Origin of the sequence: Methanoregula sp. (assembly GCA_041645435.1) — an archaeon.
In the GTDB taxonomy this organism is placed as follows: Archaea; Halobacteriota; Methanomicrobia; order Methanomicrobiales; family Methanospirillaceae; genus Methanoregula.
Map to the genome: position 1 here is coordinate 318,323 of JBAZQB010000004.1, position 16,707 is coordinate 335,029.

General features: G+C 52.0%; 5 protein-coding genes. 3 read left to right on the forward strand and 2 right to left on the reverse strand.

Features of this window, described 5'->3' with window-relative positions:
- Nucleotides 1-13 precede the first annotated feature (13 nt).
- The 3 genes from WC593_10410 to WC593_10420 all read left to right on the forward strand — a co-directional run bounded on the left by WC593_10410 (nucleotide 14) and on the right by WC593_10420 (nucleotide 6,570).
- On the forward strand, nucleotides 14-2,563 hold the full coding sequence (locus WC593_10410; GenBank protein ID MFA4825553.1) for a PAS domain S-box protein: 2,550 nt from the start codon (nucleotides 14-16) through the stop codon (nucleotides 2,561-2,563).
- Between the two features lie 113 nt (nucleotides 2,564-2,676).
- The gene (locus WC593_10415) at nucleotides 2,677-3,975 is read left to right on the forward strand and encodes an ATP-binding protein (protein ID MFA4825554.1); all 1,299 of its coding nucleotides are present in this window, start codon (nucleotides 2,677-2,679) and stop codon (nucleotides 3,973-3,975) included.
- 1,452 nt (nucleotides 3,976-5,427) lie between these two features.
- Nucleotides 5,428-6,570 carry a response regulator gene (locus tag WC593_10420; protein MFA4825555.1) on the forward strand — a complete coding sequence of 381 codons (1,143 nt, stop codon included), beginning with the start codon at nucleotides 5,428-5,430 and terminating at the stop codon, nucleotides 6,568-6,570.
- 516 nt (nucleotides 6,571-7,086) lie between these two features.
- Here the strand turns inward: WC593_10420 and WC593_10425 are convergent.
- Nucleotides 7,087-10,800, reverse strand: a complete 3,714-nt coding sequence (locus WC593_10425; protein MFA4825556.1) for an MASE3 domain-containing protein — start codon at nucleotides 10,798-10,800, stop codon at nucleotides 7,087-7,089.
- Between the two features lie 497 nt (nucleotides 10,801-11,297).
- Entirely contained in the window at nucleotides 11,298-16,691 is a 5,394-nt protein-coding gene (locus WC593_10430; protein MFA4825557.1) for a PAS domain S-box protein, read from the reverse strand.
- Between the last annotated feature and the right edge of the window lie 16 nt (nucleotides 16,692-16,707).

A 16,707-nucleotide genomic window follows, 5' to 3' on the forward strand; every position in this document is an offset into this window, starting at 1 on the left:
AGGAAATTATCCAATGGACCATCCCATTATCCTCCACTTGCAGAAAAAACCGGGCCTCCTCTCTTTCCTAATCGCTGCCATCTCTGCCGTAGTCCTGTTCCTGAACGCATATGGGCTCACCCTCGGCATCACAAATGTGCTCCCGCACCTCTTCTACATCCCGATTATTCTCACAGCATACTTCTTTCCCCGCCGGGGGATACTCTTCGCGTGCGCACTCTCGGCGATCTACTGCTGCATGATATTCATTATTCATCCGGTCTTTCCCGGGGAACTCATATCCGCAGGAGGAAGGATCGTTTTGTTCATCGTAATCGCTGCCGTAGTCTCATTCCTCACATTGCGGGTCCAGGAGAGCGAGCAACAGTTCCGGGGCGTTGCGGAGCGAAGTTCCGATGTCATTATCCTCACGGACATAACGGGAAAAGCAATGTACGTCTCCCCGTCTGTGGAGAGAATTCTTGGGTGGAGCTCTTTTGAGATCATGGGGAAAATGCCCGGGGAGTTTATCCACACGGACGATTCCGGCATGGTGCTAGCCTCGATTCCGGATATCGGACAGGGAAAAAAAATCAACGAGATTACCATCCGGTTCCGGAAAAAGAATGGGGAATATGCTATCATGGAGTTTTCCGGAGCACCGGTCATAAAAGAGGGGACAGTCACCGGAATCCAGGTGATCGGCAGGGACATTACAGAACGCAGGAAAGCCGAGAAGGCTCTCATTGAGAGCGAGGAAAAATACCGTCTGCTTGCGGATTATACCTTTGACTGGGAGTACTGGATAGCGCCCGACGAGACCATCCTGTATACCACGCCTTCCTGCGAGCGAATCACCGGGTATACCTCCCGGGAATTTGCAGAAGATAAAGGTTTGATCAAAAAGATCATCCATCCTGATGACAGCCATGCTCTCGATCACCACATGACGCAGGGATTTACCCGGCAGCAGCCCGGTGCCGTTGATTTCCGTATTATTCACCGGAACGGGGATATACGCTGGATCGGTCATGTCTGCCAGCCGATTTATAATGCACGGGGAGAATTCACCGGGCGGCGGGCCAGCAACCGGGACATCACTGTCCGCAAACGTGTGGAATATGAACTGCGGGATGCCAACCGGCGCCTTACTGATATCATCGATTTCCTTCCCGATCCCACCATGGTCATCGATACGAACGGAAAGATCGTGGCGTGGAACCGGGCAATGGAAAAATTAACGGGGATACCACCTTCTTCCATTCTCGGTAAAGGGGATTATGCTTATGCAGTCTGGTTCTATGGAAAACCCCGTCCGGTTCTCATAGATCTGGTGCTGCACGATGATCAGGACGCGATCGGGACGCAGTATCCTAATTCTCACCGGAACGGGCACACCATCCTTGCTGAGATCGAGACACAGCGGCCTAATGGAACCCGGCTTCAGTTCTGGATTACGGCAACTCCCCTTTTCAACCAGAACGGGGAGATCGTTGGCGCAATTGAATCGCTCCGTGATGTCACGCACCAGAAAACAATTGCCCGGGCATGGAAGGAATCGAAGAACTATCTCGATGCCATCATCAACACCATCTCCGATCCGGTCTTTGTCAAGGATCGCAGGCACCGGTTTGTGACCCTGAACGATGGTTTCTGCCAATTCATCGGCTATACCCGGGAAGAACTTTTAGGAAAAACCGATTATGATTTCTTTCCCAAAGAGGAAGCAGATGTTTTCCGCAAAAAAGATGAGGAAGTGTTCAGCACACGGGAGATAAACGAGAATGAAGAAAGCCTGACCGATGCCCATGGGAACCGGCATACCATTGTCACCAAGAAATCCCTGTACATAAACAGCGACGGCGAAGAATACCTCGTCGGTATCATCCGGGACATTTCCGAACGGAAACAGATGGAGACTGCCATCCGCGAAGTGAACAAGAAATTAAATCTTCTCTCAAGCATCACCCGTCATGATATCCGCAACCAGCTTCTCTCGCTGACCGCTTATCTGGAGCTGTCAAAAGAGACCCTTGGCGATGCTGCAAAAACTTCGGAATATATTGTTAAGGAAGAGCGGGCTGCAAACGCCATCGAACGGCAGATTCTCTTTACCAAAGAATACCAGGATCTCGGCGTTAAAGCTCCCGTCTGGCAGAACCTCTCCCTCTGTCTTAAACTGGCAGTTACCGTTCTCCCGATGCGCAATGTCCGGGTCGTGGATGAGATTGCCGGTCTTGAAATATATGCAGACCCGCTTTTTGAAAAAGTGTTCTACAACCTCATTGACAATGCTCTCCGGTACGGCGGCCAGAATATGACCACGATCCGGTTCTGTCATCAGGAGTCAGGAAAGGATATGATGATCTCTGTTGAGGATGACGGTGACGGAATACCGGCAGAGGATAAGAAAAGGTTGTTCGGGCGCGGGTTCGGGCACAATACCGGTCTCGGCCTCTTCCTCTCCCGCGAGATCCTGTCGATCACCGGTATTACGATCACGGAGCGCGGGGAACCGGGCAAAGGGGCACGGTTCGAGATCATGGTACCGAAGGGGACGTGGCGAACCGCTGATATGAAGTAAGGACTGGCATCAATGGCGGAGAACAAAAATCTTCACCGGCCACGATCTATGGTCTGAAAAGTGTACTGAACCAACACAATTATAATCCAAAAAGTGTAGAATATATCCTGTTTATGGACCGAAAAATTTCTGCCCGGTTGAAACAATGGAAAAATACTCCCCATCATAAACCACTTCTCCTGTATGGAGCCCGGCAGGTGGGAAAGACCTATTCAATCCTTGAATTTGGAAAGAAACATTACAAAAATGTTGTCTACATAAATTTTGAAGCAAATGCAGAGGCTGCGAACATCTTCAGGCGGGATCTGAATCCTTCCCGGATCATAAAAGAACTCACCGCATTATCCGGTCAGACAATACTGACGAACGAAACCTTGCTGTTTTTTGATGAGATACAGGTATGTGAACAGGCCCTGACATCCTTAAAGTACTTCTGCGAAGATCGTACCGATTATCACATTATCGCTGCCGGCAGCCTGCTCGGGGTTGCTCTTAACCGGGAACACTATTCGTTCCCTGTCGGAAAGGTTGAGATGATCACCCTGTACCCGCTCGATTTTGAAGAGTTCTTATGGGCAGTGGGGAAACGGGAACTCTCTGAACTGATCAGGGATTCATACCGCTCTGACACTCAGATGGCACTGCACGAAACCGCTCTTGATCTCTACCTGCTGTACCTTGTGGTGGGAGGAATGCCCGGTGCGGTCATGGAATACAAAGACCGGCAGGACTTTGATCTTCTCCATTCCGTTCAGAAAAATATCAGTGATGCTTATATCGCCGATATGGCAAAATACGCAGCCCCTGCAGAAACGACAAGGATTATGGCAGTGTTCCGCAGCATCCCTGCCCAACTGGCAAAACCCAATCATAAATTTCAATACCGATTAATCAAATCCGGTGCCCGTGCAAACCTGTATGAATCATCCCTCAACTGGCTCAAAGAATCGGGCGTTGTTATCATCTGCACCAGAGCTAAAGAAGGCAGACTTCCCCTTTCGGTATATGGAGAATCATCCTTTTTTAAAATATACATGACCGATACGGGTCTCCTTTGTGCTCATTTCGGCATACCCGCACACCTGATTTTACAAAAAAGTTCACAACTGGATAGTATCAAGGGTGCTCTCACAGAAAATTACGTCTGTTTTGCCCTTCTTGCAAATGGATACACCCCCTATTACTGGGAATCACCGGGAAAGGCAGAAGTAGACTTCATCGTTCAGAATAAAACCGGCGGAATCGTTCCCATTGAAGTAAAATCTTCAGAAAATGTGCGATCGAAAAGCCTTGCGCAATATATTGATCATTACCATCCGGAGTATGCCATTCGAATATCCACAAAAAATTTTGGATTTGATAATAACATTAAATCGGTCCCCCTGTATGCAGTGCACTGCATCAACGAATGAAAGGGGAATCTTCCCTGACCGCGACCGGCTCCCCGTATTCCTGGATATCCCCGATTTTTCAGATCCCTGGATCGAAGAACCCCGTTCTTGTCCCGCCTTATTTTCCAAAAAATCCGGCATCCCGGAAAAAACGACCCTCACATTCGCATTCCGGCAGGGTTTCCGGGGTCCGGATGGGGTAAACTAAGTAGCAAAAACAGCTTCGGTGTAAGGGCCTTTGGCGGGCTTCAGGTGAGGGGCTTTCCGCCCGTATTTTGGCAAACAGGGCGATAATTAAGTGTATTTTTCACACGCACCGAAACGGACGGATTTTCGGGGGTTTCTGGTTAAGGGTATGGTAAACGGAGCCCGAATAAGGCGTATTTTCCCTTGGGTTGCCTACACACTGATTACAGGTTCCTCATACGAGAATAATTAGGGAACAGATCACCGATCATATACTTTCTTTCTCGGGCCTGTTTTCACAACGGAGATCCGCCATTTGGAATCAGCGATTTTAAGGATAACGCGTCGGGTTCCTGCATGGTGAAAGTAATACAGATACCCTTCGCATCGTTCTGCTGTGCGGTCCGGATCTTCAGATAACGATTCAATTTTATCAACAATTCGTTTTGAAAGGTGCGAGGGTAATTTCTCCAAATCTATACGGGAGCGATCCGCCCGGAGAAAAGAATAACTCATGGGATACCCGGTTTGGCCCACAATTCTTTGGTTGTGTATACACGCTCCTTTAAAAATATCGCTACGTGATGTGAGCGGAACGGGCGCGAGCCCGTGGAGACGAACATTATGGAAGCGACTATGGCTCACTCCGAACAGCTACATGCCCGTTACATATGCAATTTCATCATCATGATGAAGAAATGGGAAACACGAACCGCTGGAGCCTATTTTCTTCAGAGCCTGTACATGCCAGATACATTGGCCGATGATATTCTGCACAAGTAGATCATGTTAATTAAAACGGGATAATATCCGGCATTGCCCATGTAGCCGCCGTTCAACCTTCGATGCAGAGCATAGGAAAGAATAAATATCGTTACGTTTATCAGAAAATTTAATTAGATCTCAATCCTGTTCGCATCATGACAACTCCGCCAGTCATCATCCGGGCGGGAATACGCCATTCGGGTACAAAAGCAGGGAGCTCAAAATCTGTGCTCAGTCTGCCGACCCGCATTACTTGAATGGGATATGACATGGATTTCGTTATCAAAAACCCGGATGATTCCCCTGAAACCATCCGCGTCTTGTGCAACGACACCCTTAACCTGCGAAAATATAACCGGCTGCGGGGTTTTTCATTGAATGTCAGAGCCGGATCCAGTTACGGCAGCTGATCGCCCGGAATTGTGAGGGAATCGTAATCGAGCAAACAAAATATTTTATCAGACCGCGGTATAGGAACTATATAATGAGGGAACCCCGGATAACGGATTCAGGACTCGGTGCATGATGGAGAAAAGGACGATATTTATTGTAGAAGATGAAGCGATCGTTGCAAACGATATCATGGAGACCTTAAAAGGCCTGGGATATACCGTTTCCGGGATAGCAAAATCCGGTGAGATCGCGGTGGAAAAAATCAAAGAGATGAAACCGGATCTTGTCCTTATGGACATCCATCTTGCCGGAGAGATGGATGGGATTGAAGCCGCAGGCAGGATCCATGTACTCTGCAATATCCCGGTCATCTATCTCACGGCGTATGCAGACCCGGCGCTGCTTGAACGGGCAAAGGTAACCGTTCCCTATGGTTATGTCTTAAAACCCTACGATGAACGTGAACTCTATTCCGTTATTGAGATGGCACTCTACAAGCACAAGATCGAACGGCAACTCAGGGAACGTGACGACACCATACGCACGCTGCTCAACGCTACGGACAATCCCTCCGTCCTGCTGGACAAACATGCAACGATCATGGCGTTGAACGAAGCGATGGAAAAGAGAGCACAGGACACCGCAGGGAGCCTTATCGGCAAGTCCTTTTTTGAACTGCTTACCCGTCAATCCATCTCCGCGCCCCTCGCAGAAGCAGTACGGCAGGCAGGAGCCGGAAAAACAACCCGGGTTGAGGAACATGTGGGGAATATCTGGTATGACAGCGCTGCGATTCCCATTGCAGACTCCGAGGGAATTATCCAATCGATTGCGGTATACTGCACCGATATCTCCCACCGGAAAGATGATGAGATAGCCCTGAAGTCCTTAAATGATCAGCTCGTAGCAGAACGGATCCGGCTCGCCACACTCGATGCTGCTCTGGACAGCATGGATGACCCGGTCATTATCACGGATTCGGCGGGCATAATCACGTATGTAAACGAGTCGTTTAAAACACGATTCGGTTATACTATGGCGGACATCGTTGGAAAACACTTCAGCTCACTCGCAGCCCCGGAGAACAAGTTTTCCCTGAGTGTCGACGGATTTGTCACGGACCAGAAATCGGTCCGGACGGGCAAATTCATAGCCCGGAACAAATACGGGCTGAACCTGGCGTTTCTCCTCAAAAGTTCCCCATTGTATGAAGAAAACCGGATGAGATACCGGGTCATTGTGCTCCGCGAGGAGATATTGGGCAAAAAGTAACAGGTTGACTAAGAAAGAGCAAGTGCTCTCCCTTCCTTAATCGACTAAAATTACTCTGTTTTTCAGACCCCCGGAAAAACGCCCCTCATAGTCGCATACCGGCAGGGTTTCCGGGGTCCGGATGGGGTAAACTAAGTGGCAAAATCAGCTTCGGTTTAAGGGCCTTTGGCAGGCTTCAGGTGAGGGGCTTTCCGCCCGTATTTTGGCAAACAGGGCGATAATTAAGTGTATTTTTTACACGCACCGAAACGGACGGTTTTGCGGGGTTTTCCGATTTTGGCTGGCGTATCATAAAGGGAAAAATCGCCCGGGATGGGCTTATTTGCCCCAGGACCCGGACCCTCCTGCTATCAGTCTCTTAGAAGAGGGATAAAGGAGGGGGCGGATCGTTTCACACCGCATTTCCATAAGGCAGCCGCAGAACCCAAAGAGGAGCATATCACCTATCCAATGGCAGAAGAACGCGTTTTCATGTAAAAAAAGGCGATAAGAGACGAATCGTTTTTGGTTCCCCCCTCACGTAGCATTCGTTTCCATAATTCCCGGCAGCGTGAAGCAGACCGTTGTTCCCTTTCCCTCACCTTCCGACTCCACCCAAATCTTTCCTTTATGGGCTTCAATGATCCGCTTCACCGTGGCAAGCCCGATGCCGGTACCGGGAATGTCCGGATGGAAACGCTCATACAGTCCGAAGACTTTTTCCAGGTTCTCCTGGTTAATTCCCATTCCGTTGTCCTGCACATAAAAGACTGTTATTCCGGCATCGTTGCGTACGCCAACTTCCACTCGCGGTTCCGGTTGCTCACCCATGAACTTGATCGCATTGTCCAGCAGGTTGGTCATCACCTGAAGCAGCCTCTGCCGGTCGCCCGAAACGACCGGCAGGGTGTCAGGAATTATTAACGTGACCCCGTGTTTTTGTAATGAGGCGTCCAGTAACCCTGCTGCATCCAGCGCGAGTCTGCGGAATGGTACCGGCAATGGCGTATCAATACTTTTTCCACTACGGGACAGCGCAAGGAGGGTGGTGATCAGGGACTCTAATTTTTCCGCAGACTCAGACATCCGCGAAATGTCTGTTTTTACCCGGGACGAATCCCCGTTTTTCAGGTCATCTTCAAGGAGGGAGAGAAATGCCCTGATGGAGAGGAGGGGACTCTTTAAATCGTGGGATACGGTATAGGTGAACCGGTCAAGCTCGGCATTCTTCCGGGCGAGTTCATGGATGAGGTTCTCTCGTTGCACATCCGCCTGCTTTCGCCCGGTGATATCACGGATGTGGGAAACCCAGGTCCTCTTTCCGTCGTAGGTGACTAGATGGCCGCTCGATTCGACCGGGAGGGTTGTACTGTCCTTTCGCAGGAGCCGGGTCTCGAACAGAACTGATTCCTTCGTTGCGGTCTGCCGGATTATCTCTCCAAGCTGGGGGTGAAGTTCAGCGGGAACAATATCAGGTGGACCCATGGTGAGCAGCTCGGCCCGGGAATACCCTAGCATCCGGCACGCGACCGGGTTCGCGTCAAGGAAGCGGCCGGGCGACCCCTCCGTTGTCAGGGTATGCAGCAAAATCGCATCGTTTGCCCAGTCGAATACGTTATGGAATTTCTCCTCGCTTTTCTGCAGCGCATCTTCAGCCTGTTTGCGTTCGGTGACGTCCCGTATGGAAACGAGGTCTGCGGGTTTTCCCTCATAGATAATAACCTTCCCAATGCTTTCCACGTAGATTTTTTTTCCTTTTGCCGATATCACATAGTAGTGTGCAAGGTATGCATCGTGACCCTGAGATACCTGCACAAAGTCCTTAACAACATCTTCCCGAGACTCTGATGCGATGAATTCCATCACATTCCTGCCAATTAATCCTGCAGGATCATCGGATTCTATCGTGCGAGCCATAGCATTGTTTACAAAAAGGATCGTCCCCTGTAAATCAAGGATCAGGATTCCATCAAGGGCATACTCAACAAGAGACCTGAACTTCTCCTCGCTCTCCCGGAGTGACTCCTCTACCCGTTTGCGCTCGGTGATGTCCCGTGCTGCTGCAAAGACCCCCTTGATATTCCCGTTACGGTCGGGATATACGGCTGCGTTGTAAAGAACGGGCATGATGTGCCCGTCGCAGTGCCGGATCTCAAGCGGGTAATCAAGGACTTTTCCCTCGGAAAAGACCCGCATGTACCCTTCACGGGCTTTCTGTGGTTCGGTGAAATATTCCGAGAAATCGGTGCCGATCAGTTCCTTCCTTGTCAGGCCGGTCGCCGTTTCCGTTGCGGTATTCACATCCTGGATCTTCCCGTCTTTACTGATGGTCATGAGCGGATCGATACTCGTCTCGATCAGGCTGCGGTTATAGTCGTTGAGGTCACGGATTGCTTCCTCAGCCTGCTTCTGTTTCGCCCACGTCCGCAGCGCGTCAATACCATAGGCCAGATCGTTTGCCAGCTCTTTGAGGATTTTTACTTCTTTAGAATCGAATGCGTCCGCCTCGCTGGCATAGATGCCCATCGCTCCGAACGTCCTGCCTTCACGGGTCAGCGGCAGGGCAATGATCGATTGATAGCCGCGTTTCATGGCCTCATCTCTCCACGGAGCGAAAGCATGGTCCATGGAAATGTTGCGAGCCATGGACGGTTGCCCCGAACGTATCGCGGTACCGCCAGGGCCACGGCCCCGGGGGCTGTCCTCAGCCCAGGTAAGATGAGCAGTCTCGATGTATCCCGAGTCGACACCGGCATGGGCCACCGGGCGCACGGTCTTTCCTTCATCCTGTTCCGCAAACCCGATCCAGGCCATGCGATAACCGCCAATATCGACAGCGATCCGGCAGATCTCGTTCATCAGTTTTGTTTCATCAGTGATGCGAACCATTGCCTGGTTGGCATCGCTGAGCATCTGCAGCGCACGGTTGACCCGGGTAAGCTCTTCCTCCGCCTGCTTGCGGTCAGTGATATCCCGGTTGCTTACGCGTCTGCCAAGCTCAGTACCGTCATGGGCTGTCACCCGCTGACAGGCATGACCGATCCAGCGTATTGAACCATCCCGGTGAATGATCCTGAAATCAACAGACCGGGCTTCAAGAGTCTCCCATGCGGTGCGGTTGTGTTCATCCATCAGGAACTGGTCATCGGGATAAACGATCTTTGTATACAGTTGCGGATCGGCATTAAACGCCTCCGGGGGATATCCGGTGATACGTTCACAGGACGGTGAACAATAGAGTATCTGGTGATCCCGACCCAGCCACAATTCCCAGTCGAAGGTGAAATCTGCGACAGTGTGGTACTTCTCCTCGTTATTTCGCAGATTCTCATCGGCCTGCTTCCGGAAATCAATCTCCTCTTCAAGCCGGAGGGTTGTCTCCTCCAGCTCATGGGTCCGCACCGCCACACGATCGGCAAGCGTTGCATTGAGATCTTTGAGTTCCTTTTCTTTCTGCCAGATACGGTGCCAGAGCAGTTCATACGGCTGCTCCTGTCCGAATACAAGGAATGCCATGTAAAAACACAAGGTAGCGGCCAGCCGGAAGAGATGCCCGAGCATGTTCATGAAGCCATACACGCTGATATACGAAGTAAATGCGAGCTCGGCCCCGATTGTTAAGAAGTTTGCTGCAGCAAGGAGCAGGAAGATCCGGGGATCGAAATACTCCCGTTTATAATAGAGCGCGATGGTTGCAAGGATAAGGATGAATGAGATGAGGTACTCGCTCCCTATCTTGAACGGTGTCAGCCCCTGCCCTTCGATAAAGCAGTGCGGGAAGATGCCGTACCAGATCGATCCCAGCAGGAGCGCGGTGACTGCTGCGTATCCGAAAAAAAGCACCGGCAGGCGTATCTTTCTTCCGATAACAAGCGGGGCTGCAAGCAAGGTCGCCGCCTGGAGGTATCGCCCGGCAATCCAGAGCTGGGTGGGGAGATCTGCGGTTGCCGCAGGAAATACCCCCATCCCTTTGTAAGCAAGAGTATGGATAACATCGATAGTACAGATAAAAAAAAACCCGATACCGATAACAAAGAAATATGAATTGTCGATATGTTTCCGTGCATTTATTATCAGCACGAAAATGGAGAACCCTATCACGACGGTTGTAATCTCGATAATGCTGTGGAAGAGGAGATAATTGGACTGACTTAAAAGGTAGAGGAGAACAAAAGCAGCAGCACTGCAGGCAAGGGTCAGGACAAGGGAAGCCTGGGGGAACAAAGACGGGGGCGAAGCGTGTTCAGCCATTTAGCACCGCCCCCGGTCCAATGCCCATTCGTTCCCAATTTTTTTGAGGACCGGTCCAGGAATCCCGATAAAAAAATGTTCAGAACCGTGTTCAGCTGCCCCTGTATCAAAAAGCGTGTTGGCTGCCGAACGGTCTGCCGGGGGAATCGCCACTGTCAATGCAGACGGGAGGCATTCTTCGGGGGGTTCCCGTAAAAATCCGTCCTTCTGGTCCATAGAACACACATTTCCGGGACTGTAGGTCTATGGATAATCAGTATTATATATAATAAAGTAATGGGTGGATTATCCGACAGTTTTTCATGAGAATGATGCGCCCGATGTCATAACGGTCATGCGTACCGGACGAGCGTGAATATGCCGGACTTAAGGAGTTTTTGACAGAATACCCCGGCAAGGTCCAATCACTGCTGCTGATCACCCGGGATCTGGAGCGGGAAACGGAGGGGATCCGCTGCATTCCGCTCTGGAAGTGGCTGCTCATGCACTAATCCTGATCAGGACCGGCCATGATCCAGGGTTCCTGCGGGTACAGCCGGCAGCGTAAACCGGAACGTGGTACCTTTCCCGGGTCCCTCAGATTCCGCCCATATCTTCCCGCCATGCACTTCGATGATCCGCCGGCTGATCGTCAGGCCTATCCCCGTACCCCGTGCAGAAGCATCGAGTTTTTCGAACAGGTTGAAGATCCGTTCAAGATACCGGGGATTGATCCCGATGCCGTTGTCCTGCACGAAGAAGACCGGGGTCTCTCCGGTTGTGTCCACACCGATCCGGATTTTGGGGTCAGGCCGGTTCCCAAGGAACTTGATTGCATTCTCGATAAGGTTGACCATCACTTCCCGGATACGGGCAGAATCGACAATCACCTCCGGCAGATCGGGCGCAATCTCGACCGTGACACCCCGTTCGGTGAGTGACCCGGCAAGGAGATCCACTGCTTCAGACACAATCCTGCCAAACGGGATCTTTTCCGGGGGGTTAACGATCCTTCCCACGCGGGAAAGTTCCAGGAGGTCGGCAAGAAGCGACTGCATCGTGTCGGCAGCCTCAGTGATGCGGTGGATATCTTTTTTCAGCAGGAGATGGTCCGCTTTTAATGCATCGTCTTCGAGCAGCCCGGCAAACCCGCGAATGGTGATGAGCGGGCTCTTGAGATCGTGCGAAACCGTGTAGGTATAGCGTTCGAGCTCTGTGTTTTTCTGTTCGAGTGTCCGGATAAGTTTCTCACGCTGGGTCTCGGTCAGCTTGCGGTCGGTGACATCATGGATCACACCATCAATGAACTGCGGTGCCAGATCCTGGCCGGGAACCACCTTGCCCCGTTCAATGAAGTACCGCCAGCTGCCATCCTTATGCCGGAACCGGTATTCAACACTGAAGGTTGTGGATTCTGCAACTGCTTTCTCCACGGCTGCAAGAACCCGGGGAATATCATCGGGATGAATGAACGGCTCAATGGAACAGACGGCACCTTTTACCAGTTCTTCAGGAGCATACCCGGATAACGCGGTCAGCTGATCGTTAAAGAAGACCATACGGTTGTCCTCCCGCAGGTGGATACGGTACACGATACCTGGTAAATTCTCGGCAAGCACCCGGTAGGAAGCTTCGCTCCCGCGCAGCGCCTCTTCCGCCAGCTTGCGCCCGGTGATGTCGGTACCCTGTGCGATGGTGGAGATGATCGTGCCATCAGGGCTTACGATATTGGCCGAGTTCCAGAGCACGATCCGGATCTCTCCGGACCTGTGGAGAATGGGGATTTCGACAACTTCCCAGCGCTCTCCTTCAAGGGTCTTTTTAATCTGCTCAACCGACCCGTCCCTGCTCGATTCCGGGAAGAGGATTGCAAGGTGCTGCCCGATGACGTCCTCTTCGGTCCGGCCCGTCAGCTTTTCAAAGGCGTGGTTAAAGCGGGTGATACGGAACTGCGGGTCCCACACGATGATCGGAGCATTGGCATAATCGATCAGGTTCTGGAGATACTCATTGGTCTCCCTCAGTGCATCTTCAGCATTCTTCCGTTCGGTAATATCAACCCACTGGCATACCACATGGGTCAGTTCACCCCGTGCATTCAGGATCGGGAATAAGGAGACATCGATATGCATGTCGCGTGCTCCTTTGAAATCGACATCACCGGCATCTGCCGCTTTCCACCGGATACTAAAACGTGCCGGCGTGTAGTTGTCGAACACCGCCCGTACACCGGGCATGACCCCCTGGGTCTCCAGGTTGGTGTCCCTGAGCACATTGTATTTGCCCACAATGTCATCAGGGGTGAGACGGATGGTCTGGCACAGGGAGCGGTTCACTCTTGTAACCGTCCCCTCTTTATCGCAAATCCACATCGAGAAGGGGCTCATGTCGATGATCATGTCAAGGAAGGCATTGGATGATTTGAGATCTTCCTCTGCTGCCTTGCGTTCGGTGATGTCCTGTCCCTGTGCGATGGTTGAGATGAGGGTTCCGCTGGGATCAACAATATTTGCCGAGTTCCAGAGCACCATCCGGATCTCTCCGTACCTGTGGAGAATGGGGATTTCGACAACTTCCCACCGCTCCCCGGCAACGGTCTTTTGAATCAGTTCGAGAGAAGCTTCCCGGCTTGATTCCGGGAAGAGCCGGGAGATGTGCTGGCCAATGGCTTCCCGTTCGGTCATGCCGGTCAGATCCTCGAATGCGTGGTTGAACCGGGTAATCCGGAATTCCGGGTCCCAGACAATGATCGGGGCATTGGCATAATCCAGCAGGCTGCGGAGGTATTCGTTGGTCTCGCGGAGCGCTTCTTCTGCCCGCTTGCGATCAGTGATATCCCGATCAATTCCGCGGTACCCGCAGAATGTTCCATCCGGGCGAAATACCGGAACGCCGCTGGTATCGAGGATGACTTTATGGCCGTCTTTATGCAGATTCGTATTTTCAAGAGATGAGAACATTTGTTGTGAAGCAACAATCTTACTGAAGATCTCACCGACACGCGCAGCCTCTTCCGGAGGCATGAAGTCAAAGGGGGTTTTACCCGGTAATTCCTCGGGGTTATACCCGAGAATCGCGAATATCTGCGGACTTGAATAGGTATAGTGCCCGGTTTCATCCACTTCCCATACCCAGTCGCTGGTTGTTTCGACAAGATTTCTGAACCGGTGCTCGCTCTCGCGCAGAGCATCTTCTGCCACTTTGCGCTCGGTGATATCCTGGATTATCGTGACAAAATACTGCGGCTTGTTGTTTTCATCCCGCACGAGGATATGGCTGACAAAGGCCCGGATGATCCGGCCGTCTTTTTTCATATACCGCTTCTCAAAATGCGCCGCCTCCTTTGTGCTGAAAAGGAGATCCAGGCGTTCCGCCTCACTGGATGCGATATCCTCCGGGTACGTGAGATCGGTATAATTGGACTGGAGAACCTCCTCTTCCGAATACCCCATCATTCTCGTGAATGCCTGGTTTACTTTCATGAACCGCCCGTCCAGTGCGGTCAGCGACATCCCGATTGCGGCAAGATCAAAGGCAGAACGGAACCGCTTCTCGCTCTCGCGCAGTGATTCCTCGGCAGCCTTGCGATCGGTAATTACGTCGAAAACGGTTACAAAATACCCGTGCTGCGGGGAATATACCGAGATTGAGAACCACATTGTTAAGGATTCCACGAATATCTCGAACCGTTCGGGAATGCCGGTTGATGCCACCCTTCCGTAAACTTCGAAAAGCCGGGGATCTGCCTCGCGGATACCCGGGATGACTACCGAGACATTCTTTCCTTCCACATCGTGTAACCCGGTCAGCTCCCCAAAGGCACGATTCACGGCAAGGTAGGTGAAATCCCGCGGGTCACCGTCTTCATAGATCATTTTGCAATATGCAAACCCGTTCAGCATATTCTCAAACAGGGAGCGGTAGAGCCGCTCACTCTCACGAAGGGCTTCTTCCGCCTGCTTCCTGTCCGTAATATCCTGCCCCTGTGCAATGGTGGCGATAACTGTTGTCCCGTCATCAGCATAGATTGTTGCCGAGTTCCAGAGCACAGTCCGCCGGGAGCCATCCTTACGGTGGATGGGGATCTCTATTGCTTCCCATCGTTCACCTCCCGTTGCCTGCCCCAGGAGAGCCATCGACCGTTGACGTGAATCGTCGGGAAACAGGATGTCGACAGGTTTTCCAATGACCCCTTCCGCAATGCTCCCCGTCAGGCGCTCGAACGCGTGATTGAACCGGGTGATCCGGAACTCCGTATCCCAGACAATGATCGGAGCGTTTGCATAATCGAAGAGGCTGGTAAGGTACTCGTTGGTCTCGCGGAGCGCTTCTTCCGCCCGTTTCCGCCCGGTGATGTCCCGGTTGGAGATCCTTCTTCCGGCCCATGTGTCATCATCTGCAAAGATCGCCTGGCAGGTATGGCCGATCCAGCGTGTGGAACCGTCCCGTGCAATAATGCGGAACTCAATCTCTGCGGAATTGCTACTCTGCGTATTGTTTGCATGGAGTGTGAGGTGTTCCTCCCACCGGGCACGGTCATCGGGGTGGACGATCCGTTCCATCAGATCTTTGTCAGCAATAAATTCAGTGGGAGCGTAACCCGTGATGCGTTCAACGGATGGTGAGACATAGATAACGTTCCTGTTCGGACCGATCCAGTATTCCCAGTCATACGTCCAGTCGATCATGGTGCGGTATTTCCGCTCGCTCTCGGCTAATGCCTGCTGGCTCTTTGCCAGTTCATCGTAGTTTGCTGCCAGCTCCTCGTCGCTCGCAGTAATCTCTTCATACGCAGCCTCAAGATCGGTAGTCTTCTGGCGCAGCGCCTCATCCGCCGAACGCTTCCGGAGATGGTTCCAGACCCCCTGCATCAGGAGCGTGAGGTTGTCCACATCCAATGGCGTATAATCAGCGTCTTTATTGGCAACGGCACAGACCATGACGATCCGCTGCTGATCGAAGATCGGAATGGATGCAAACCGTGTGATGGGAACATGTCCCGGGGGAAGACCTTTCTTTGCCGCCTGGGGTGCGTTATAGTCATTGACGATAAGCGGGGTTCTTTTTCGCACGGCCTCAGCCCAGATGCCTGCTTTTTCGATAGGGAAATGGATCGGCGATGCGGCAACGGAACAGTCCTTCATTGCCGACTTCGACCATGCTGTGATGTCAAAGACCGCCTCGTCCGGGGACATTACACCGATAAAAGACAGTGAACTGTTCGTAAGCCTGCATCCGGCATCGAGAACAAAGTCCATAAGTTCCTGTTCACTGGCAGACTGCATTTCAGAGAGCCGCAGCAGGGTCTCCAGCCGCTCGCGGTTCTGCAGCTCTTCTTTGTTTCGCTCCGCTTCTGTTGCATAGAGAGAGCGGTAAAAATATTTCTGCCGGCGCTGCCAGACCAGCCCGATGATGATAAAAACGCTTATCACTGTTCCCGCTACCAGTGCGACAATAAGTGCCGAGCGACTTCGCCACGACGAGTACGCCTCCCCGGTATCGACTTTCGCCACGATGAACCAGGGAGAACCGGGGATCGGTTCCAGCACCGAGATCACATCTGCCCCCCGGTAATCCGTTCCTTCAAATGCACCGGTAGTTCCCAATACCGCCATCACGGATGGGACGTCCGTCTGGATGAGTGGGATTGTCAGGTTGAGTGCGGTATTGTTCCGGTGACGGAGTTCATTCAGGAACAGGACATGATCCCCCTCGCGTTCAACGAGCAGGGTTTCTGCACTCCCGCTTGGTACCGGCCACGACTGGATCAGAGGATACAGGAAATCCTCCGGATCGATCGAGAGCAGGACGGCGCCGACTGGCTTGCCAGCACCATTACTCTTACGGGCAAGGGGGGCGATGACATCGAGGTGGATATGATCGCTGCCCGGGACATAGTGAAAATCCGTCATCGTGACGTTACCCGTT